The sequence below is a fragment of the Pseudomonas sp. P2S-1 genome, from assembly GCF_057197725.1.
On the sequence record NZ_CM170068.1, the window covers coordinates 1,953,113 to 1,972,971 of the forward strand.

Annotated in this window: 22 protein-coding genes and 1 tRNA gene; 17 read left to right on the top strand and 6 right to left on the bottom strand. The window is 64.4% G+C overall.

Features of this window, described 5'->3' with window-relative positions:
- Nucleotides 1-95: 95 nt before the first annotated feature.
- Nucleotides 96-449: a hypothetical protein gene (locus AC2CQI_RS08595; RefSeq protein WP_075803467.1), complete on the bottom strand. Its 354-nt coding sequence runs from the start codon at nucleotides 447-449 to the stop codon at nucleotides 96-98.
- Between the two features lie 166 nt (nucleotides 450-615).
- On the opposite strand from AC2CQI_RS08595, the gene AC2CQI_RS08600 reads away from it, so the two are divergent.
- From AC2CQI_RS08600 to csrA, 7 genes are all read left to right on the top strand, one after another.
- Entirely contained in the window at nucleotides 616-918 is a 303-nt protein-coding gene (locus AC2CQI_RS08600) for a DUF1883 domain-containing protein (RefSeq protein WP_042124691.1), read from the top strand.
- Between the two features lie 7 nt (nucleotides 919-925).
- Nucleotides 926-1,096, top strand: coding sequence for a hypothetical protein (locus AC2CQI_RS08605; RefSeq protein WP_484579886.1), 171 nt, complete (start codon nucleotides 926-928; stop codon nucleotides 1,094-1,096).
- Nucleotides 1,097-1,129: 33 nt separating this feature from the next.
- The gene (locus tag AC2CQI_RS08610; protein WP_484579887.1) at nucleotides 1,130-2,203 is read left to right on the top strand and encodes an NAD(P)H-dependent flavin oxidoreductase; all 1,074 of its coding nucleotides are present in this window, start codon (nucleotides 1,130-1,132) and stop codon (nucleotides 2,201-2,203) included.
- Between the two features lie 82 nt (nucleotides 2,204-2,285).
- Nucleotides 2,286-3,044, top strand: coding sequence for a molybdate ABC transporter substrate-binding protein (gene modA / locus AC2CQI_RS08615; RefSeq protein ID WP_075803469.1), 759 nt, complete (start codon nucleotides 2,286-2,288; stop codon nucleotides 3,042-3,044).
- Nucleotides 3,044-3,730, top strand: coding sequence for a molybdate ABC transporter permease subunit (gene modB, locus AC2CQI_RS08620; protein WP_075803470.1), 687 nt, complete (start codon nucleotides 3,044-3,046; stop codon nucleotides 3,728-3,730). Before modA ends, modB begins: the two co-directional genes overlap by 1 nt.
- Nucleotides 3,727-4,821, top strand: a complete 1,095-nt coding sequence (modC, locus tag AC2CQI_RS08625) for a molybdenum ABC transporter ATP-binding protein (protein ID WP_484579888.1) — start codon at nucleotides 3,727-3,729, stop codon at nucleotides 4,819-4,821. Before modB ends, modC begins: the two co-directional genes overlap by 4 nt.
- A 518-nt stretch (nucleotides 4,822-5,339) precedes the next feature.
- Nucleotides 5,340-5,537: a carbon storage regulator CsrA gene (gene csrA / locus AC2CQI_RS08630; protein ID WP_064304133.1), complete on the top strand. Its 198-nt coding sequence runs from the start codon at nucleotides 5,340-5,342 to the stop codon at nucleotides 5,535-5,537.
- 73 nt (nucleotides 5,538-5,610) lie between these two features.
- Here csrA and AC2CQI_RS08635 read toward each other — a convergent pair whose 3' ends face one another.
- From AC2CQI_RS08635 to AC2CQI_RS08645, 3 genes are read right to left on the bottom strand one after another with little or no spacing between them, the layout of a single operon-like run.
- Complete coding sequence (locus AC2CQI_RS08635; RefSeq protein WP_075803472.1) at nucleotides 5,611-6,006, bottom strand: response regulator; 396 nt, start codon at nucleotides 6,004-6,006, stop codon at nucleotides 5,611-5,613.
- An 18-nt stretch (nucleotides 6,007-6,024) separates the two neighbouring features.
- The gene (locus AC2CQI_RS08640) at nucleotides 6,025-7,467 is read right to left on the bottom strand and encodes an ATPase domain-containing protein (RefSeq protein ID WP_075803473.1); all 1,443 of its coding nucleotides are present in this window, start codon (nucleotides 7,465-7,467) and stop codon (nucleotides 6,025-6,027) included.
- Nucleotides 7,446-8,618 carry a two-component system sensor histidine kinase NtrB gene (locus AC2CQI_RS08645; RefSeq protein WP_484579889.1) on the bottom strand — a complete coding sequence of 391 codons (1,173 nt, stop codon included), beginning with the start codon at nucleotides 8,616-8,618 and terminating at the stop codon, nucleotides 7,446-7,448. The genes AC2CQI_RS08640 and AC2CQI_RS08645 overlap by 22 nt, the downstream gene beginning before the upstream one ends.
- 272 nt (nucleotides 8,619-8,890) lie before the next feature.
- On the opposite strand from AC2CQI_RS08645, the gene AC2CQI_RS08650 reads away from it, so the two are divergent.
- Together AC2CQI_RS08650 and AC2CQI_RS08655 are read left to right on the top strand one after the other, a co-directional pair.
- Entirely contained in the window at nucleotides 8,891-9,088 is a 198-nt protein-coding gene (locus tag AC2CQI_RS08650; protein WP_075803489.1) for a hypothetical protein, read from the top strand.
- Between the two features lie 7 nt (nucleotides 9,089-9,095).
- On the top strand, nucleotides 9,096-9,800 hold the full coding sequence (locus AC2CQI_RS08655) for a YoaK family protein (RefSeq protein WP_075803475.1): 705 nt from the start codon (nucleotides 9,096-9,098) through the stop codon (nucleotides 9,798-9,800).
- Between the two features lie 18 nt (nucleotides 9,801-9,818).
- Here AC2CQI_RS08655 and AC2CQI_RS08660 read toward each other — a convergent pair whose 3' ends face one another.
- Nucleotides 9,819-10,817 (bottom strand): bile acid:sodium symporter family protein, encoded by a 999-nt coding sequence (locus AC2CQI_RS08660; protein WP_075803476.1) that lies wholly within the window; start codon nucleotides 10,815-10,817, stop codon nucleotides 9,819-9,821.
- Nucleotides 10,818-11,025: 208 nt separating this feature from the next.
- On the opposite strand from AC2CQI_RS08660, the gene AC2CQI_RS08665 reads away from it, so the two are divergent.
- The 8 genes from AC2CQI_RS08665 (at nucleotide 11,026) to AC2CQI_RS08700 (ending at nucleotide 17,817) form a co-directional block, all read left to right on the top strand.
- Nucleotides 11,026-11,111: transfer RNA gene (locus AC2CQI_RS08665), tRNA-Leu, on the top strand.
- 136 nt (nucleotides 11,112-11,247) lie between these two features.
- A complete protein-coding gene (locus AC2CQI_RS08670; RefSeq protein ID WP_372239117.1) occupies nucleotides 11,248-11,451 on the top strand; it encodes a hypothetical protein in 204 nt (67 codons plus the stop codon).
- Nucleotides 11,452-11,497: 46 nt separating this feature from the next.
- Complete coding sequence (locus AC2CQI_RS08675) at nucleotides 11,498-11,911, top strand: glycine zipper domain-containing protein (RefSeq protein WP_075803477.1); 414 nt, start codon at nucleotides 11,498-11,500, stop codon at nucleotides 11,909-11,911.
- A gap of 162 nt (nucleotides 11,912-12,073) precedes the next feature.
- Entirely contained in the window at nucleotides 12,074-13,129 is a 1,056-nt protein-coding gene (locus AC2CQI_RS08680) for a tetratricopeptide repeat protein (RefSeq protein WP_075803478.1), read from the top strand.
- Nucleotides 13,130-13,245: 116 nt separating this feature from the next.
- Nucleotides 13,246-14,877, top strand: coding sequence for an ATP-binding protein (locus AC2CQI_RS08685; RefSeq protein ID WP_484579890.1), 1,632 nt, complete (start codon nucleotides 13,246-13,248; stop codon nucleotides 14,875-14,877).
- Nucleotides 14,874-15,656, top strand: a complete 783-nt coding sequence (locus AC2CQI_RS08690; RefSeq protein WP_075803479.1) for an endonuclease/exonuclease/phosphatase family protein — start codon at nucleotides 14,874-14,876, stop codon at nucleotides 15,654-15,656. The genes AC2CQI_RS08685 and AC2CQI_RS08690 overlap by 4 nt, the downstream gene beginning before the upstream one ends.
- A complete protein-coding gene (gene clsB / locus AC2CQI_RS08695) occupies nucleotides 15,653-16,867 on the top strand; it encodes a cardiolipin synthase ClsB (protein ID WP_484579891.1) in 1,215 nt (404 codons plus the stop codon). Before AC2CQI_RS08690 ends, clsB begins: the two co-directional genes overlap by 4 nt.
- The gene (locus AC2CQI_RS08700; RefSeq protein ID WP_075803481.1) at nucleotides 16,864-17,817 is read left to right on the top strand and encodes a lysylphosphatidylglycerol synthase domain-containing protein; all 954 of its coding nucleotides are present in this window, start codon (nucleotides 16,864-16,866) and stop codon (nucleotides 17,815-17,817) included. The genes clsB and AC2CQI_RS08700 overlap by 4 nt, the downstream gene beginning before the upstream one ends.
- Here the strand turns inward: AC2CQI_RS08700 and AC2CQI_RS08705 are convergent.
- Nucleotides 17,781-19,841, bottom strand: coding sequence for a hybrid sensor histidine kinase/response regulator (locus tag AC2CQI_RS08705; RefSeq protein ID WP_484579892.1), 2,061 nt, complete (start codon nucleotides 19,839-19,841; stop codon nucleotides 17,781-17,783). The genes AC2CQI_RS08700 and AC2CQI_RS08705 overlap by 37 nt on opposite strands.
- Nucleotides 19,842-19,859: the final 18 nt, after the last annotated feature.

Consider the following 19,859-nt stretch of genomic DNA (forward strand, 5'->3'; position numbering starts at 1 on the left):
TGAGGCCGGCACTGACGAAGAGGTTGTCAGATCTGGCCAAATCGCTGGCAAGCCAGCTCCCACAGGGTCGTGCAGTGTTCTCTAGAGGGCTGGAATCAGCCCGAAATGCACTGGGTCGCGGCGTTGTTCACGTCGGAAAGCCGCAGCGGGAAGTTGTTCAGGCGTTCATGCAGTTTGATCGAGCTGCCAGCGGAACGCTCGCTGATATCCATCACCGCCGCAGGTGCCTCGGAGAGCTTCTGCGGCACGATCACCCGGATCGAATTCTTCTCGCCACGGGTCACCTGCAAAGGGTCGCGGCTGTCTTTGAGTTTTTCCTGCACACAGGTCAGGTACTGCTCCGGTGACTTGCCGGACATCACGTTCAGGGTTTCAGGGCTCTGTTCCAGCTCGGCCACACTGGCACAACCGGTCAGCGCCAACGCCAAGGCAGATACAAACCATTTCATCGAGACCCTCTCCCATATTCATTCAAAAATCCTAAGACCGCTATTAGGCCAATTTGCTCCCTGGATTGTCAGATTTATCGCAAGGAATGTGATGAGTCCTACATTCCTTTCCCACGCATCTGTTATCGTGCCGCTTTGCCGAAATATCCCCTTGCGGAGCCGCTACATGAAATTCGTACACCAGCGCGAGCACCTCAACGAAGACGATATCGTCGTGATCGAGTGCTCCCAGCGCTGCAATATCCGCCTGATGAACGACGCCAACTTCCGCAGTTTCAAGAACGGCGGCCGCCACACTTACCATGGCGGCGCCTTCGATCGCTTCCCGGCGAAGATCACCGTGCCGAGCACCGGGTTCTGGAACATAACCATCGACACCGTGACCCCGCGGCCGATCTCGGTGACCCGCAAGCCGACCTTCAGCCACAAGATCAAGATCATCCGTCGTTCGTCGTCGCAGTTGAGATAAGAGCCTTATGAGCACCAATATCAAATACGTCATCAAGTACAAGCTCGACGGCGAACGCCGCTGGGACTTCGCCGTGCTGCCGGACAACTCCCTGGAGCAGGCCCAGGAAGCGCTGCGCAAGATCCACGGCGACGACGCCGACAAGATCACCGATATCCAGGTCAGCAAGGCGCTCTGACGCCGCTGGCCGCCGTAGAAGGAGTTCACGGGTATGAGCCACTGGCCGGATTCACGCATCCTCGATCTGTTCGGCATCGACCTGCCGATCCTCCAGGCACCGATGGCCGGCGCTACCGGCTCGGCCATGGCGATCGCCGTGAGCCAGGCCGGCGGGCTGGGCGCCCTGCCCTGCGCCATGCTCGGCGCCGAACAGATTCGCCAGGAGCTGGAAGCCTTCCGCCAGGCCAGCAACGGCCCGCTCAACGTAAACTTCTTCTGCCACACCCCGCCGGCCGACGATCCGGCCCGGATCGCCCGCTGGAAAGAAGCGCTCAGGCCGTATTACGAAGAGGTCGGTGCCGATTACGAAGCGCCGACGCCAGTGTCCAGCCGCGCGCCCTTCGATGACAACGCCTGCGCCCTGGTCGAGGAATACAAGCCCGAGGTGGTCAGTTTCCACTTCGGCCTGCCCGAGCCGCGCCTGCTGGCCCGGGTGAAGGCGACCGGCGCCAAAGTCATTTCCAGCGCCACCACCGTCACCGAAGCACTGTGGCTGGAACAGCACGGCTGCGACGCGATCATCGCCATGGGCTATGAGGCGGGCGGCCATCGCGGCATGTTCCTCAGCGATGACCTGAACAGCCAGGTCGGCACCATGGCCCTGGTGCCGCAGATCGCCGACGCCGTGCGTGTGCCGGTGATCGCCGCCGGCGGGATCGGCGACGGGCGCGGTATCGCTGCGGCCTTCATGCTCGGCGCCTCGGCCGTGCAACTGGGTACCGCCTACCTGTTCTGCCCGGAGGCCAAGGTTTCGGCCATGCACCGCCGCGCCCTGCATACCGCACGGGAAAGCGACACGGCGCTGACCAACCTGTTTACCGGGCGCCCGGCGCGGGGCATCTACAACCGGATCATGCGCGAGCTGGGCCCGGTCAGCGACCTGGCCCCGGCCTTCCCCCTGGCCGGCGGGGCGCTGATGCCGATCCGTGCGATCAGCGAGTCCGAGAGCAACAGCGATTTCAGCAATCTCTGGTCCGGCCAGGCATTGCGCCTGGGTATCGAACGCCCCGCCGCCGAACTTACCCGCACACTTGCCGAACAAACCCTCGCGCTTATTCGTCGCTGAAACAAAGCTTTCCGTTTGCAAGGCAATCGCTATATATTCAACTATATAGCGATTGGCCTTCACTCAACCACGGAGTCGTTTCATGCGTATTTCCGCACCTCGCCTTGCCCTGACCAGCCTGTTCACCCTGTTCGCCTTCAACAGCGCCTGGGCCGATGATGTCCAGGTGGCCGTCGCCGCCAACTTCACCGCACCGATCCAGGCTATCGCCAAGGACTTCGAGAAGGACACCGGCCACAAGCTGGTCGCCGCTTTCGGTGCCACCGGCCAGTTCTATGCACAGATCAAGAACGGCGCGCCGTTCGAAGTGTTCCTCGCCGCCGACGACAGCACCCCGGCCAAGCTGGAAAGCGAAGGCGCTACCGTCAAAGGCTCGCGCTTCACCTACGCCGTGGGCACCCTGGCCCTGTGGTCGGCCACGCCGGGCTACGTCGACAGCAAGGGCGAAGTGCTGAAGAAGAACGCGTTCAAGCACCTCTCCATCGCCAACCCGAAAGCCGCGCCCTACGGCCTGGCCGCCACCCAGGTGCTGGACAAGCTGAAGCTGACCGACGCCACCAAGGGCAAGATCGTCGAAGGCCAGAACATCACCCAGGCCTTCCAGTTCGTTTCCACCGGCAATGCCGAGCTGGGCTTCGTCGCCCTGTCGCAGATCTTCCAGGACGGCAAGGTCACCAGCGGTTCCGCGTGGATCGTGCCGGCCGAGCTGCATGACCCGATCCGCCAGGACGCGGTGATCCTCGAGAAAGGCAAGGACAACCCTGCCGCCAAGGCCCTGGTCGAATACCTGAAAGGTCCCAAGGCCGCTGCCGTGATCAAGTCCTACGGCTACGAACTCTGATGCCGCTCGACGCCAGCGATTTCGGCGCAATCTGGCTGACCTTCAAGCTGGCGTCGCTGACCACCTTGCTGCTGTTGCTGGTCGGCACGCCGATCGCCTGGTGGCTGGCGCGCACCCGTTCCTGGTTGCGCGGCCCGGTCGGTGCGGTGGTAGCGCTGCCCCTGGTGCTGCCGCCGACGGTGATCGGTTTCTACCTGCTGCTGGCCCTCGGACCCCATGGCTTTATCGGTAAAACCACCGAAGCGTTGGGGCTGGGCACCGTGGTGTTCAGCTTCACCGGGCTGGTGATCGGCTCGGTGGTGTATTCCATGCCCTTCGTGGTGCAGCCGTTGCAGAACGCCTTCACCGCGATCGGCGACCGCCCGCTGGAGGTGGCCGCGACCCTGCGCGCCAGTCCGTGGGACACCTTCTTCAGCGTGGTCCTGCCCCTGGCCAGGCCCGGTTTCATCACCGCCAGCATCCTCGGTTTCGCCCATACCGTGGGCGAATTCGGCGTGGTGCTGATGATCGGCGGCAATATCCCCGACAAGACCCGGGTGGTCTCGGTGCAGATCTTCGACCACGTCGAGGCCATGGAGTACGCCCAGGCGCACTGGCTGGCCGGTTCGATGCTGGTGTTCTCGTTTCTGGTGCTGCTGGCGCTGTATGGCAGCCGCCGTGGCAAATCGGCCTGGAGTTCTGCATGACCTCGCGCATCCATGCCCGGCTGAAGATGGCCCGGGACGACTTCACCCTGGATGTCGACCTGGTCCTGCCCGGCCAGGGCGTCAGCGCCCTGTTCGGCGCCTCCGGCTCCGGCAAGACCACCTGCCTGCGCTGCCTGGCCGGCCTTGAGCGGGCGGGTGATGCCTATATCGAAGTCGCCGGAACGGTCTGGCAAGACTCGGCCAAGGGCATCTTCGTGCCGCCGCACCAGCGCCCGATCGGCTATGTGTTCCAGGAAGCCAGCCTGTTCAGCCACCTCTCGGTGCGCGGCAACCTGGAGTTCGGCTGCAAGCGTATCGATCCGGCCATCCGCCGCATCAACCTGCCGCAGGCCTGCGAACTGCTGGGCATCGACCATCTGCTGGAACGCAAGGCCGATACTCTGTCCGGCGGCGAGCGCCAGCGCGTCGGCATTGCCCGGGCCCTGCTCACCAGCCCCAGCCTGCTGCTGATGGACGAGCCGCTGGCGGCCCTGGATGCACCGCGCAAGCGCGAGATCCTGCCGTACCTGGAACGCCTGCACGATGAGCTGCAAATCCCCTTGGTGTACGTCAGTCACGCCCAGGAAGAGGTCGCGCGGCTGGCCGATCACCTGGTGCTGCTGGAGCAAGGCAAGGTCCTCGCCAGCGGCCCGCTGAACCAGACGTTGGCCCGTCTCGACCTGCCCCTGGCCCAGGACGAGGAAGCTGGCGTGGTGATCGAGGGCCGTACCGGCCACTACGACGAGACCTACCAGCTCCTCGACCTGCACCTGCCGGGTAGCGAGTTGCGTCTGCGCATTCCCCATGCGCCGCTACCGCCGGGCTCGACCCTGCGCATCCGCATTCAGGCCCGGGATATCAGCCTGAGCCTGACCGAAGATAATCGTTCGAGCATCATCAATCGGCTGCCGGTGACCCTGCGGGCGCTGTCCGAACAGGGTAATCCGGCGCAGATGCTGGTCAGCCTCGAGGCCGCCGGGCATCCGCTGCTGGCGCGGGTCACGCGTTATTCCAGCGACCAGCTCGGGCTGCAGCCGGGGCAGCAATTGTGGGCGCAGATCAAGGGTGTGGCACTGCTCGGCCATCACTGAACCTGGCCAGAACACTGTAGGAGCGAGGCTTGCTCGCGAAGGACCGCGCAGCGGTCCCAAAACCATCCAGCACGAGTCTGCTGGATTCACAGAGATTGGTTGATAGCGTTCTTCCAGATGCCCGGCGGTGGCAGGTTTTGGGACCGCTGCGCGGTCCTTCGCGGGCAAGCCACGCTCCTACCGGCAACACGCCGCCAAAAAGAATGAAACTCATTTGGCCAGCAGCGCTAAATCCACATAAAAAAAGTTAACTATCGAAAGTTTCTCTTTTCGCAAGAGAAATTTCCCATATGCGTTCAAGCCCCCTATGCTTGCGGGGTGGCGAATCCCGCCAAGCGAAATGATTACCTGCCCGTCGACTCCCAATCCAGAAAAAGGCATCAGCAAATATTTTGCTCGGGGAATTAATTTTCAACGAATGCGTCTTTAATGAAGGGAAAGAGGGAAGCGCTTCCGGCGCCCCCATCCTCAGTGGGGAAAAGGCCCGCGAGGCATTTCAAGTTACCAAGGAGAAATACATGCTGATACTCACCCGTAAAGTCGGCGAAAGCATCGTCATCGACGATGACATCAAGGTCACCATTCTGGGCGTCAAAGGGATGCAAGTGAGGATTGGCATCGATGCACCGAAAGATGTCCAGGTGCACCGCGAGGAGATCTACAAACGCATTCAGGCCGGCAGCCCGGCGCCGGAGAAAGGAGAAGGCAATCATTAAGCCGCTGGCATGATTGCAGTCGCACGGATGCGCCTGTCCCCTGCCGAAATACACCTGATGGCGATGCCGGGCTTCACTCCCCGGGCAGTGGCAACAGCTGCTGGACCATGGCAATCAGCAGTTCGGTATCGAAAGGCTTGTCCAGCACCCCATCGAACAGCCCGGGATTCTCCCGGCCAATGCTGGCCTGCGCGCCACTCATGAGAATGATCGGCAAGGCCTGCAAGCTGGGTTCGGCGCGAAGCGCCCTGGCAAGCTCTTCACCATTCATCACGGGCATCATGTAGTCGGTAATCAACAACTCGATCCTCGCGTCCCCAGGCGGTTGCGCCGCAAGCCCCGCTGTCAGGGTTTCCAGGGCTTTCTCGCCATTGCTGGCCTTTTCCACCCGATACCCCGCATCTTCCAGGGCAAACCCCAGGATGTCGCAGATCACGTATTCATCGTCGACTACCAGGACTGTGCTCATATCGTCAGACCGCGGCCCTCAGGACCGCTCCAGTGGTTTCGCCGTGCCGGACAACACCGCGGCGGCCTCGTTGAAAGCCTTGTGCAATTCCATCCCCTTCTCGCTGAAACACACCTCCAGCAGCGCCGGGTCGTAGCGGCTGTCGCGTACCTTGAGAATCGACAAAACGCGCTTGAGTTGCGAGTTCAATTCGACGAAACGCATCAGCAGCAGATTGTCGACGATGCTCGACAGCTCCGGTGCCGGGGCAATGATCTCGGAGCCGAACAGGTCGCGCATTTCCCAGGTCGCCAGCACCGTCACGTCGCGGGCACGCAGTTCGCCCATCAACGCGCGGAAGAATTCGTTGAGCCGCTCGGGACGGGTCGCCAGGCGGGTGAAGGCGCCGAGGTTGTCGATCACCACGCGCTTGATCCCGTGCTCGGCGACCTGCCGCAGCAAGCGCGCGCCGACATCGTCGAGCAAGCCCTCGGTGGTCGGTTGCCAACTGATGTGCAGCGCGCCTTCGCGCTCCATCGCCGGGTAGTCGAGCCCGAGGCTCGAGGCCTTGATGCGCAGGCGCGAGGCGGGTTCGTAGAAGCCGAAATGTAGCCCCGGCGCCTCGGGCGTCGCCGCCCCGAGGAAACTCAGGCCGAGGGACGTCTTGCCACTGCCCGAAGGCCCCATCACCAAGGTCACCGAACCTTCTGCCAGCCCGCCCTGCAGCAGAGTGTCAAGACAGGGTACGCCGCTGCCGACCCGGGCGAAGGTGTCGCTGCCGGCCCCGGAAGGATGCCCGTACAACGCTTCGAGCCGCGGATAGACCTGCATGCCATCATCGGTGATTTCACACTCGTGCAACCCGGACAGCGCCGCACTGCCGCGGGTCTTGCGCAACTGGATGCGGCGCACCGCACGGGCACCGTGCAGGTCCTCGCCCAGTTCGATCACGCCATCGACCATGGTGTGCTCGGGGCCGTCCTCGTCCAGATGAATGCTGGTCAGCAGCACCAGCGTACAGCCGGCAAAGGCCGCGTGGGCTTGCAGCTCGGAGATGAACTTCTTGGTGTCGAGCACGGTTTCCGCACGCGAGCGGGCGTTGAGCAGGCCATCGACGATCAGCAGCGAAGCGCCCTGACGGGCGATCTCGCCGCGCAACAGGCGCACCACCGCCTCCAGCCCTTCCTGTTCAAGGGTGTCGAAGGCACTGAGGAAGCGAATCTGGTCACCGATCTTCGCCGGATCATAGAACGACAAGGTCGACAGAAACTGGAACAGGCGCTCGTGGGACTCGCTGAGCAAGGTCGCCACCAGCACCCGCCCGCCGCGCTCGACATGATTGAACGCCAGCTGGTTGGCCAGCACCGTCTTGCCCGAGCCGGGACGGCCCTGGACGATATACGCGGAGCCGGCGACCAGCCCGCCCTTGAGCAGCTCGTCGAGCCCTCCGATTCCCGTCACTAGACGCTGGAGTTGTTCCACGGTTGTTTTTCCTCCCCGTTAACCAGCAGCGGAATGCACAGGGTCATGCAGGTGCCTTGCCCCGGCTCGCTGTCGACCCAGATCCCGCCATTGCTTTGCTTGGCGAACCCATATACCTGGCTCAGGCCCAGACCGGTGCCCTTGCCGAAACCCTTGGTGGTGAAGAACGGCTCGAAGATCCGCGGCAGCACCTCGGTATCGATGCCCTTGCCGGTATCGACGACACTGATCACGGCAAAGTCGCCAACCAGTCCATCACGCTCGCCGAGCAAGGTGCGATTGCCGGCGCGGATGCGGATTTCGCCGCCCGCCTCCATGGCATCGCGGGCATTGAGCACCAGGTTGAGCAGGACCATCTGCAACTGCCCGGCGTCCACTTCCACCGGCGCCAGATCGTCATCGCACAGCACATGCAGCTCGATGTTCTTTGGCAGCGCCTGATACAGCAACGCGTGGATCGACTCGATCACCTCGGCGAGGTTGACCCGCACCACGTTGAGTTCCTTGCGCCGGGCAAAGCTGAGCAACTGCTGGGTCATCTGGCTGCCGCGCTGGCCGGCATCGAGGATATGCTCGAGCAGGCGCCGGGTGCGCTGCGCATCGCTGCTGTTGATCGCCAGCTTGGCCGAATTGAGGATGATGGTCAGCAGGTTGTTGAAATCGTGGGCCATGCCCCCGGTCAACTGGCCGAGGGCTTCGAGCTTCTGCGACTGGAACAGCTGGGCGCGCATGGCGTCGAGTTGCAACGCGGCCTCGCGGCGGTCGGTGATGTCCCGGGTGATCTTGGCCAGGCCGATCACCTGGCCTTCGCGCGAACGCACCACATCCAGCACCACCAGGGCCCAGAAACGCGTACCGTCCTTGCGCACCCGCCAGCCCTCATCCTGGGCCCGGCCCTTGCTCAGGGCCTGGCTGACGAGGAAACCGGGGCGCCCATCAGCGCTGTCCTGTTCAGTGAAAAACAGCGAGAAATGCTGGCCGATGACCTCCTCTGCCCGATAGCCCTTGATGCGTTCGGCACCGGCGTTCCAGGAGACGATATGACCTTCGAGGTCCAGCATGTAGATGGCGTAGTCCACCACGGTCTGCACGAGTTGCTCGTACAGGCCGGCGTTCATGCCATGCGAATCGACGCGTTCGGATGCATCCATTTCGGAGTCCGTTGACTATTGTTGGAGTGTAGCTACAGCATACGCTGAGGACGACACGAAAAGACGCCTTCTCCTACGCCGAAGTTCCGATATCCGAAGGAGTAATCCGGCGCTGACCATAGATAAGCCCCACAACCATTGCGCTGGATCAAGGTATAGCGCGATTGTCGGCGCCGCGCCTGCGGGAATGCAGGCAAGTTGCTATAGTTGCCGCGCCCGGTGGCACCGACAGACAAGTGGTTGAGGGAAAGGGATTGGTCATCGACACACGCATGAAACGTATCCACGACGATCTGGAACACACCGCCGACGGCATGGAGCAACTCGCCCGCGGCCTGGCCGGGCACGCCGTCTACCTGCAGAACTCGGTGCATGCCGAGGACGCTGTCGAGGTCAATGCCCGGGTCAGCGGCCTGACCGACTCGGTCAACGAGCTGCGTGCCGTGGCCAGCAGCATCGAACCCCGCTAAGTCGCGCATGCTGCCCGAACATCCCGGCGGATTGCGCAGGCCTCATGCCCAGCGCCTGTACCAGAGGCGTGGCCAGGTCGGGCTGTTCTTCGTCGGCGGACTTTCGGTGCTGGCCGGCATGACCGATGCCATCGGCTTTCTCGCCAGCGGTGACTTCGTCTCCTTCATGAGCGGCAATACCACGCGCCTGGCAGTAGCGGTCAGCGAAGGGCATTTCGAACTGGTGCTGCGCCTGGCCCTGCTGGTCATCATGTTCGTTGTCGGCAACGCCCTCGGCGTAATGATCGCCCGCTCCAGCCGCAAGCGGGCCTGGCCGTTGCTGGCCCTGACCTCCCTGCTGCTGCTCAGCGCAGCCCTGTGCGGCAGCTACCTGGAACTGCTCGCCCTGCTCGCGGCGATCCTGGCCATGGGCATGCTCAATGCTGCGGTGGAAGAAGTGAACGGCCTGCCCATCGGCCTGACCTACGTCACCGGCGCGCTGTCCCGCTTCGGTCGCGGCCTGGGACGCTGGCTGATGGGCGAGCGCCGGGCTGGCTGGCGCATGCAACTGGTGCCGTGGGGCGGCATGCTGCTCGGCGCGGTGCTCGGCGGCTGGCTGGAACATCACCTGGGCTTTGCCGCCCTGCTGTTCAGCAGCGTGCTGGCGGCATTGCTCGGCCTGGCGTCGCTGTTGATTCCGCGGCGCTGGGTGCAGCGGTATATGGCGCGCTGACGCGTGTGAACCCAGCACCTATCGTGGGCAGGCACTCGCTTCGACCACCGGCGCTTCCGGCCGGCGCGCATAGCGCTGGGCCAGCGAGGCGCAGACCATCAGCTGGATCTGGTGGAACAGCATCAACGGCAGGATCAGCACGCCGATGCTGCTGCCGGCGAACAGCACCTGGGCCATGGGCACGCCAGTGGCCAGGCTTTTCTTGGAGCCGCAGAACAGGATGGTAATGCGGTCTTCAAGACTGAAGCCGAGCCACCTGCCCAGCAACGAAGTGATTCCCAGGGCCAGGGCCAGGAGCAGGCAGCAGCCCAGGACGATGGATCCGAGCACCACCGGAGGAACCTGCTGCCACAAGCCGCCAATCACCGCCGCGCTGAAAGCCGAATACACCACCAGCAGGATCGAACCCTGGTCAACGAACTTGAGCCAGGCCTTGTTGCGCCCCACCCAGTCGCCGATCCAGCGCCGAGCGATCTGGCCAGCCACGAATGGCACGAGCAACTGCATGCTGATTTTCCTGATGGCTTCGAGGGTGGAACCGCCATCACCATGAACCCCCATCAGCAGCGCCACCAGAACCGGGGTGATGAAAATGCCGATCAGGCTCGAGGCCGCAGCACTGCAGATCGCCGCGGGAATGTTGCCCCTGGCCAGCGAGGTGAAGGCGATCGCCGACTGCACCGTCGCCGGCAAGGCACAGAGGTACAGGAAGCCCATGTACAACTCGCCGCCCACCAACGGCAGCAGCACCGGTTTCAGTGCCAGGCCAAGCAGCGGGAAGAGCACGAAGGTACACAGGAATACCAGGAAATGCAGGCGCCAGTGGCCCGCGCCGGCAACGATGGCCTGGCGCGACAGCTTGGCGCCATGAAGGAAGAACAACAGGCCAATGGCGATGTCGGTGATCCAGTCGAACGCGACGGCGACCTGGCCATGTGCCGGTAGAAAGGTTGCGGCAGCGACCACCGCAACCAGGGTGAGGGTGAAGTTGTCCGGCAGGAAACGCGAACGGGCCATGAGGAAAATCCTGTTGTTATCGGAAGTGCCTGGCTACCTTAACGCGCTCGCGCTCTTCCAACTAACGCGACAAGGGCAGGAAATAGCGTTAAACGGACAATCTCCGGTCCGCCAGTGCCCTGCTCCATCGAGCCACCCGCAAGCGCTTTCGCAGCACCTAAATCGTTGATTCTGACGTGCTTTTGGTGTCTAATCGGCCGTTCCCACTGCCCTGGTGGTGAAATTGGTAGACACATCGCACTTAAAATGCGCCGCCTTGCAGGCGTGCCGGTTCGAGTCCGGCCCGGGGCACCACTCTTCTGAAAAAGCGCCCTTCGAGGCGCTTTTTTCATATCTGCCAATCGGTTACCGGTGATCACGGAAACCAAACCGCAAATATGCGGTCATAACCTCGCCATCGACCCTCCCGAGTCGATTCGAGGAAATCCACGTGCTGACCCGCCTGACCCAGTTCTCCTTGCTCGCCGCGATCCTGCTGTCCGCCGGCTGTGCCCATCACCATCATCATGACCGTGACGACGGTTGGCGCGACCGCGACCGTGATCAGCGACGCTGGCACGGCCAGGACCAACGCCGTTACGACGACCGCCATGACTACCGTCGTGACGATCGCCGCTACCGCGATGACGATTGATTTCCCCTGACTACCTGATCGCTTCAACAACCCCGAGGTTTCTCCCATGCGTCTCATATTGCCTACCCTCGCTCTAGGTTTCCTGATCTCCCAGGCCGCGCTGGCCGGTGACGGCACCACCGCCATTGGCGGCGGTCTCGGCGGCGCGCTGGGCAACGTGGTTGGACAGCAGATCGGTGGCAGCACCGGTGCGGCCATTGGTGCCGGGCTGGGTGGTGCTGCCGGTAGCGCGGTGGGTGCGAAGAAAGGCAACCGCACCGAAGCGGCAATCGGCGGCGGCCTGGGCTCGGCCGGCGGATCGGTACTGGGTGGCAAGGTCGGCGGCTCGACCGGTTCGACCATCGGTGCCGGCCTTGGCGGTGCCGCAGGGGGCGCATTGGGCAACCATCTGGCCGATGACAACCGGCATGATTCGGGCAAGCGCAAGTACAAGCACAAACGTCGCCATCGCGGACATTGATCCTTCCGGGCTTACCCGCGATCGTGGCTGCGGTTCCACTACCGCCACCTTCGCGGGGGAAGCCGCTGCCCCAGAGGCCTCGTCACGACCTCGCACATTGACTCAACCATTCGTCTGACCCAAGCTTGGTCCCTTTCTGTAGGCCATGGACCCGGACCCCGCATGCCCAGACCGCGCCTCTACCTGTTCGCCGGCCTTGCCCTGCTATCGCTTCTGGGGGTGGGCAGCCTGTTGCTGCACAAGGATCCTCCGGCGCCCGATCCGGCCCTGCAGCATTCCTACGTCAGGGCCCTGGCCCAGGCACACAATGGTCTGCCAGGTGCGGCGCGAGTGCTGTACCAGCAACTGGGCCGCCATGACCTTTCGGCCATTCGCCGCGCCAGCCTGTACGCCGAACTGCCCAATTATCCTTCCCCCGTGGCCCTGAAACTGGCCAGCAAGGATCTGCAGCACGACGATCCCCTGGTACGTCGCGCCGCGCTCGAAGCGATCGCCGCCATGGTGCCGGCCAACCAGCGCAGCCTGCTGCTCGGCCCGTTGCTCGACGATGAAGACGACAACGTGCGCTTTGCCGCAGTGGACGCGCTGATGGGCCTGAGCCCGGATGACGTGGGCCTGTATTTCGCCCCGCTGCAGAGCGTGCTCGACCAGTACCAACTGGCCTTGCAAACCCGGGGCGACGATGTCCGCGACCAGGTACACCTGGCCAACCTGTATTTGCAGGAGCGCGACTTCGCTTCGGCCACCGGCGCGCTGGAGCAGGCCCTGAAGCTGGAACCCGGCAACCTCGACGCCCTCGCCACCCGGGTCCGCCTGCTCGACGCCCAGGGCCAGACCGACGGATCCCGGGCAGTGCTGGCCGAAGCCCTGCAGCGCCATCCCGATTCCGCCTTCCTGCAATTCGAACTGGGCCAGTGGCTGCTGCGTCACCAGCAGGAGGAATACGCCTTGCTGGCCTTCTCCCGCGCACTGGAGCTGGAACCTGACAACAGCGACTATCGCTATACCCTGGCGGTCAGCCTGCACAGCCTTGACCAGCTCCAGGTCGCGCAAAAGCAGCTGGAAACCCTGCTCACCCGCCAGCCTGCCAACCGCAAGGCGCGGGTCCTGCTGATCGAGTACTGGAAAGAAAGCGGCCAACTGCAAAACGTGCAGATCCTGCTGGCCCAGCTGGAGCAGCAGAACCCCGACGATCCGCTGGTCCAGCAGGGTCTCTGAGTCACCTCGCGCGGTCCGCGCAATCGGTTTGAACCCCCGCTTTCACGGCGAGTCCAGAGAGAATGCATCCCATGCAGGCGCAACGCTGCATGGGGCGCCTTCCAAGGAGATCGACCGTGAATCATTCGTCAGCCAACAGCGAGCGTGCGCTGATCCTGGCGCCACCGCCGATCAGCGGGCAGGCTCTGAACCTGCTCGATCAGGCCGGGCTGCAAGCCCTGGTCATGCGCAGTCTGGAAGAACTGGCCGGAACCCTTGACCAGGGCGCCGGGCTGGCAATCATCGCCCACACCAGCCTGGATGGCTTCGAGTCCTCGCAGCTCAAGCAGTACCTGGGCAGCCAGCCGCTGTGGTCCGACCTGCCGGTGCTGCTGCTCGGCGACGGCGCGCAGTCGATCAGCCACAGCCCCGACCTGTGCCTGGCCCTGGGCAATCTGTTCATTCTGCCTTGCCCGTTCGCCGAACAGGCTCTGCTCGACCTGGCCCACTCCTCGCTGCGCGCCCGGCGTCGCCAGTACTACAGTTGCCAGCAAGGCCTGGAACTGGCCAGCCTGCAACGCCAGACCGAAGAGCGGGTGCGCCATCTGCGCGAGGAAGAACAACGCCTGCGCCAGGACCAGAAGATGGAAGCGATCGGCCAGCTCGCCGGCGGCGTGGCCCATGATTTCAACAACCTGCTTACCGGTATCGGCGGCAGCCTCGAATTGATCCGCCAGCGCCACACCCAGCAGCGCCCGGAAGAAATCCCCAGGCTGGTGGAAATGGGCCTCAATGCAGTGCAGCGCGCCGCCAGCATCACCCACCGGCTGCTGGCTTTTTCCAGCCGCCAGTCGCTGGACGACCGTCCGGTGCAACTGGCGGCCTTGCTGGAGCGCAAGCGCCTGAACGAAGTGCTGGGCCCGGGCGTGCGCCTGCAGGTCCGCATCGACGACAAACTGTGGCCGGCCAAGGCCGATGCCCGCCAGTTGCAGGAAGCCCTCGACAACCTGCTGGTCAACGCCAGGGACGCCCTGCCCGAGGGTGGCGAGGTGCGCATCGAGGTGAGCAACCGCCATCTGCCCCGTCCGCTGCCGGAAGCCCATCCGCTGAGCGGCACCGACTTCGTGCGCATCAGCGTCAGCGACAACGGCTGCGGCATGGCGCAAAGCACCCTGGACCGGGCCTTCGATCCGTTTTTCACCACCAAGGGCATTGGCCAGGGCACCGGTCTCGGGCTATCGATGGTCTATGGCTTCAGTCGCCAGTCCCACGGCCATGTCAGCCTGCACAGCCGACTCGGCCAGGGCACCGAGGTGGAGTTGCTGCTGCCACGTCATCATCCACAAGATCCTGCTGCGCCGGTGGCTTGCGGCAACGAGGCCCAGGCCGGGCATGAGCAACGAATCCTGATCGTCGAGTCGGACAGCACGGTGCGCCATCTGGTGCGCGACCACCTCACGGAACAGGGCTACCCGTGCCAGGACGTCGCCGACGCCGACCAGGCCCTGAGCCTGCTGCGCAGCGAGCGGCACTACGACCTGCTGATCTGCAACATCGGCCTGCCAGGCATGAGCGGCCTGCAGTTGGCGGAGATCGCGCGCAAGTTGCGCGGCGGCCTGCGGGTGCTGTTCATCACCGGCTATGCGGAGAACGCCTCCGCCCACCTGGGGCGCCTGGCCCCGGGCATGCAAGTGCTGAACAAGCCCTTCAGCTTCGCCACCCTGAAAGACAAGGTCGCGCACATGCTGGCCAGCGAGGGCCGCCCATGACCCAGGCGCAACGCCCCCTGAAACTCAGCGATGTCGCCCCGGTCAACGCCTTGCGGGTCTTGACGGTCAACGTGCACAAGGGCTTCAGCCCACTGAACCGGCGCTATGTGCTGCCGGAGTTGCGCGAGGCGGTGCGCGCCCATCATGCCGATGTGGTGTTTCTCCAGGAGGTATTGGGCAGCCACAGCCGGCATGCCGGGCGTTACCCGGGCTGGTCGCCGCTGCCGCAATACGAATTTCTCGCCGACAGCCTGTGGCCGATGTTCGCCTATGGACGCAACGCGGTGTATCCGGAGGGCGAGCACGGCAATGCCCTGCTGTCGAAGTTTCCCATTCTCGAGCACCACAACTTCGATGTCAGCGTCGATGGCAGCGAGCAGCGCGGCCTGTTGCATTCGGTGCTGGCGCTGCCCGGCGAACGCCGGGTGCACACCATCTGCGTGCACCTGGGCCTCGACGAACGCCAGCGCACCCAGCAACTGAAGCTGCTCTGCGGCTTGCTCGACACCCTGCCGGAGGCCGCGCCGGTGGTGATCGCCGGCGACTTCAACGACTGGCGCCAGCGCGCCGATGTGATGCTGGCCAGCCGCGGGCTGTTCGAGGTGTTCACCCATGAGTTCGGCGCGCCGGCGCGCAGCTTCCCGGCCCGCTGGCCGCTGCTGCGCCTGGACCGCATCTACCTGCGCAATGCCCGGGCCCGCGAGCCGCGGGTGATGTCGCGCAAACCCTGGTCGCATCTGTCCGACCACCTGCCACTCTGTGTCGAGGTCCTGTTATGAACACCGAATGGCGCGCAGAAAACCACGTGCAACTGCTGATTAACGGCGAGGAATACTACCCTGCCGCGTTCGAGGCCATTCGCCAGGCCCGGGAAGAGGTACTACTGGAAACCTTCATCATCTACGAGGACAAGGTCGGCCTGGAGCTGCAGCAGGTGCTGATCGAGGCCGCCCGCCGCGGCGTGCGCGTGCAGTTGCTGGTGGACGGCTACGGCACCGCCGAGCTGAGCCGCGAGTACCTGCAGGCGCTGTTCGATGCCGGGGTCGACCTGCAAGCCTTCGACCCCAGCCCGATGCGCCTTGGCGTGCGCACCAACCTGTTCCGGCGCTTGCACCGCAAGATCCTGGTGATCGATGGCACCCTGGGCTTCATTGGCGGGATCAACTACTGCGCCGACCACCTTGGCGATTTCGGACCGCTGGCCAAGCAGGATTACGCGGTGCAGGTGCGCGGGCCGATCGTCGATGACCTGCGCAAGGCCACCCTCACCCTGCTCGATAGCCATGCCCGGGTCGCTCGTCGCCACCGCGCCTGGTGGCGCCGGGCGCCGGTGCTGGAGGCGGACAGCGAGCAGGCGCGGATGCGCCTGTTCATCCGCGACAACAATCAGCACCCCACCGATATCGAGCAACAGTACCTGCGCGCCATCGTCAGTGCCCACGAGCGCATCATCATCGCCAATGCCTATTTCTTCCCCGGCTACCGCCTGCTGCGCGCCCTGCGCAATGCCGCGCGACGTGGCGTGGACGTCACCCTGATCCTCCAGGGCATGCCCGACATGCCCTGGGTGCGCCTGTGCTCGCGCCTGCTCTACAACTACCTGCTGCGTGACGGGGTGAAGATCCACGAATATTGCGAACGCCCGCTGCACGGCAAGGTAGCCCTGGTGGACCGGCAGTGGAGCACCGTCGGTTCGAGCAACCTCGACCCGCTGAGCCTGTCGCTGAACCTTGAAGCCAACCTGGTGATCCGCGACGAAGCCTTCAACCAACGCCTTTACGAACACCTCGACGAACTGCGCCACAAACGCTGCAAGCGCGTGACCCTGCAACGGGTGCTGCGCGGTTACTGGTGGCGGGCGCCGCTGATCTTCCTGACCTTCCACTTCACCCGCTATTTCCCCGCGCTGTTCGCCGGGCTGCCGGCGCACAAGCCGCGGCTCAAGCCGCTGTATCAGGAAGTGGAAACCGTGCAGGAGCGCCTCTCGTGAACAAGACCCTGTGGAAACGCGCGCGCCAGGCACTGACCGTGCTGTTCTTCATCCTGGTCCCGGTGCTGCTGTTCATGCTTCTGCGCAACCAGGACTGGGGCGAGGTCTGGCAGGCCCTGACCTCGTACCGGCCGCAGGTACTGCTCGCCGCCGTGGGCGTCGTGGCGTGCAGCTTCGCCCTGTTCAGCAGCTACGATCTGCTCGGCCGGCGCTACACCGGGCATCAGTTGCCGGCGCGCCAGGTGTTGCCGCTGGCCTTCGTCTGCTATGCGTTCAACCTCAACCTCAGCGCCTGGGTCGGCGGCGTCGCCCTGCGCTTTCGCCTGTACTCGCGGCTGGGCCTGGAGACCGCGACCATCACCCGTATTCTCGGCTGCGGCCTGGTGACCAACTGGCTGGGCTATCTGCTGGTGGCCGGCAGCCTGTTCGTCCTCGGTTTTCCCAAGCTCCCCGCGGGCCTGGAGATCGGCAGCAGCGGGCTGCGGGTGATCGGCATCGGCATGCTGGCGGTGGCCATCGGTTATCTGCTGGCCTGCCGCTTCGCCCGGCGCCGCGAATGGACGATCCGCGACCACTCGCTCACCCTGCCGTCGTGGCGCCTGGCCGCCCTGCAAGCGCTGATGGGCGCCGGCAACTGGTGCCTGATGGGCCTGGTGATCTATACGCTGCTGCCGGACAAGGCCGGCTACCCGACCCTCCTGGCAATCCTCATGGTCAGCAGCATCGCCGGGGTCATCACCCATATCCCGGCCGGACTGGGGGTGCTGGAGAGCGTGTTCATCACCCTGCTGCAGGGGCAATACAGCCAGGGCACGCTGCTGGCGGCGCTGATCGGCTATCGCGCGGTGTACTTCCTGCTGCCGCTGCTGATCGCCTGCGTGACCTACCTGGTGCTCGAGCGCGTGGCTGCCCGTCAGCGCTCCCGTGCCCCGGCGTCTGCCGTGGACTGAAGCATGCTGCCGACCTTGCGCAGCAGCGCCTCGAGGCCGAATGGCTTGATCAGCAACTCCAGCCCCTGGTCGTGCAGGCCGCTGGTACTGATGGACTCCTGGGTGAACCCGGTGATGAACAGAATCTTCTGCTCCGGCGTGCGGGCACGCACAGCCTTGGCCACCTCGATGCCACTGAGACCGCCCGGCAGACCGATATCCGACACCACCAGGTCGATCGGCCCGGCGCTTTCGTACAAGGCCAGGCCACTGCTGGCGTCGCCCGCCTCCAGCACCTCCAGGCCCTGTTCCTGCAGGCACTCGCGGATCACCATGCGCAGCACCGGCTCGTCGTCGATGAGCAGGATGCGCTGGCTGCCGGTCGGCGCTATCAGCGGCGCAACTTCCGGCTCCGCCAGCGGCTGCGGCAACGGCAGCGCCGGGCCGATGAAACGCGGCAGGAGCAGTTCGACGCAGGTGCCCTTGCCCTCTTCGGAAAGGATGCGAATGCTGCCGCCGGACTGGCGCACGAAGCCGTAGACCATGGACAGGCCCAAACCGCTGCGCTCGCTCGCCGGCCGGGTGCTGAAAAACGGATCGAAGGCCCGCGCCACGACTGCCTTCGACATGCCGCAGCCGTTGTCCTCGATCCGCAGACAGCAGTAATCGCCCGGCGGTAGGTCGATTCCGGGCAATTCGCTGTAATGCCGCTCGTTGCAGGTGCTGATCTTCAGCCAGCCACGCTGGCGCATGGCGTCGCGAGCGTTGGCGCAGAGGTTGATCAGGGCGTTTTCCATCTGGCTGATATCCACCTCGATCAACCACGGGCGCGGGTCCACCTGCCACCGCAGTTCGACATCCGGACCGATGGCCTGATGGATCAAGGGCTCGATCCCGGCCAGCAGGTCATTCAGGTCCGCAGGGCGCGGCGATAACGGCTGGCGGCGCGAGAACGCAAGCATGCGCCGGGTCAGCTCGGAGGCGCGGTCGGCCGCCTGGCGCGCGGCGTGCACGTATTTCCCGAGGTTCTCGAGACGTCCCTGGGCCAGGCGTCGTTCGAGCATTTCCAGGTTGGTGCCGATCCCGGCCAGCAGGTTGTTGAAATCGTGGGACACGCCGGCGGTCAACTGGCCGACCGCTTCCATCTTCTGGCCGTGGCGCAGCAGTTCCTCGGCCTGGTGCAGGGCCTCCGCGCGTTCGCGTTCCTGGCTGATGTCATGGCCCAGCAGGGTGGTGAAGTCCGATCCAGGCATGGCGCTCAGGCTGAAGCGCCGGTAATGGCCTTCGACATGGCGCAGGCGCCCCTCGCCGGCAGGCTGGGCCCCCTGCAGGATGCGCCGGACTTCGTCGTGGTCGTCCGGGTGCAGCACCTCCAGCAGCGACTTGCCGTGCAAATCGTCATCCCAGCCGAGCAACTGCCGGCTGGCCGGGTTAAAGGTACGCAGGCGCAGGTCATCCCGGACCACCACCATCAGGTCGCTGGACAGCTCCCACATGTGGTTGTGGTCGACGGTGCGCTCCTGCACCTGGCGTTCGAAGGAGCTGGCCAGCTCGCGCCATTGCCGCTCCGACTCGACGCTGCTGGTGGTTTCCAGCACGGTGTCGAGAAAGCCGGCGACCTTGCCGCTCTCATCGCGCACCGGACTGACGGAAAAGGTGAACCAGACCTGTTCGAGCACGCCATTGCGGTTGGTCACCAGGGGGAAGTTTTCGAGAAACACCGCCTCTCCGTCCATGACTCGGAACACCAGCCCGCCCACCTCGTCCCAGATGTCACTCCACACCTCGGGGAAAGGCCGTCCCAGCGGACTGGGCTTGGTGCCAAGGATGGGCACGAAGGCATCGTTGTACAGGGTGACCATGTCGCTGCCCCAGACCAGGCAACTGGGGAAGCGCGAGGCGAGCATCAGGTCGACGGCGATACGCAGCGAATTGGGCCAGCGGTGCAAAGGCCCGAGGGACGTCGTGCTCCAATCGAAGCAGCGCAGCGCTTCGCTCATGCCCTGGGCTTGCACCGGGCGAGGTGCGAGATGAATGATGTGCATCGCCGTGCTTCCTTGACC

Coding starts and splice junctions, on each gene's coding strand:
- AC2CQI_RS08610 (WP_484579887.1), top strand. CDS start 1,130: ATGAGCCACTGGCCGGATTCACGCATCCTCGATCTGTTCGGCATCGAC.
- modB (WP_075803470.1), top strand. CDS start 3,044: ATGCCGCTCGACGCCAGCGATTTCGGCGCAATCTGGCTGACCTTCAAG.
- csrA (WP_064304133.1), top strand. CDS start 5,340: ATGCTGATACTCACCCGTAAAGTCGGCGAAAGCATCGTCATCGACGAT.
- AC2CQI_RS08660 (WP_075803476.1), bottom strand. CDS start 10,817: ATGGCCCGTTCGCGTTTCCTGCCGGACAACTTCACCCTCACCCTGGTT.
- AC2CQI_RS08605 (WP_484579886.1), top strand. CDS start 926: ATGAGCACCAATATCAAATACGTCATCAAGTACAAGCTCGACGGCGAA.
- AC2CQI_RS08635 (WP_075803472.1), bottom strand. CDS start 6,006: ATGAGCACAGTCCTGGTAGTCGACGATGAATACGTGATCTGCGACATC.
- AC2CQI_RS08650 (WP_075803489.1), top strand. CDS start 8,891: ATGAAACGTATCCACGACGATCTGGAACACACCGCCGACGGCATGGAG.
- AC2CQI_RS08655 (WP_075803475.1), top strand. CDS start 9,096: ATGCTGCCCGAACATCCCGGCGGATTGCGCAGGCCTCATGCCCAGCGC.
- AC2CQI_RS08595 (WP_075803467.1), bottom strand. CDS start 449: ATGAAATGGTTTGTATCTGCCTTGGCGTTGGCGCTGACCGGTTGTGCC.
- AC2CQI_RS08600 (WP_042124691.1), top strand. CDS start 616: ATGAAATTCGTACACCAGCGCGAGCACCTCAACGAAGACGATATCGTC.
- AC2CQI_RS08675 (WP_075803477.1), top strand. CDS start 11,498: ATGCGTCTCATATTGCCTACCCTCGCTCTAGGTTTCCTGATCTCCCAG.
- modA (WP_075803469.1), top strand. CDS start 2,286: ATGCGTATTTCCGCACCTCGCCTTGCCCTGACCAGCCTGTTCACCCTG.
- AC2CQI_RS08680 (WP_075803478.1), top strand. CDS start 12,074: ATGCCCAGACCGCGCCTCTACCTGTTCGCCGGCCTTGCCCTGCTATCG.
- modC (WP_484579888.1), top strand. CDS start 3,727: ATGACCTCGCGCATCCATGCCCGGCTGAAGATGGCCCGGGACGACTTC.
- AC2CQI_RS08690 (WP_075803479.1), top strand. CDS start 14,874: ATGACCCAGGCGCAACGCCCCCTGAAACTCAGCGATGTCGCCCCGGTC.
- clsB (WP_484579891.1), top strand. CDS start 15,653: ATGAACACCGAATGGCGCGCAGAAAACCACGTGCAACTGCTGATTAAC.
- AC2CQI_RS08705 (WP_484579892.1), bottom strand. CDS start 19,841: ATGCACATCATTCATCTCGCACCTCGCCCGGTGCAAGCCCAGGGCATG.
- AC2CQI_RS08645 (WP_484579889.1), bottom strand. CDS start 8,618: ATGGATGCATCCGAACGCGTCGATTCGCATGGCATGAACGCCGGCCTG.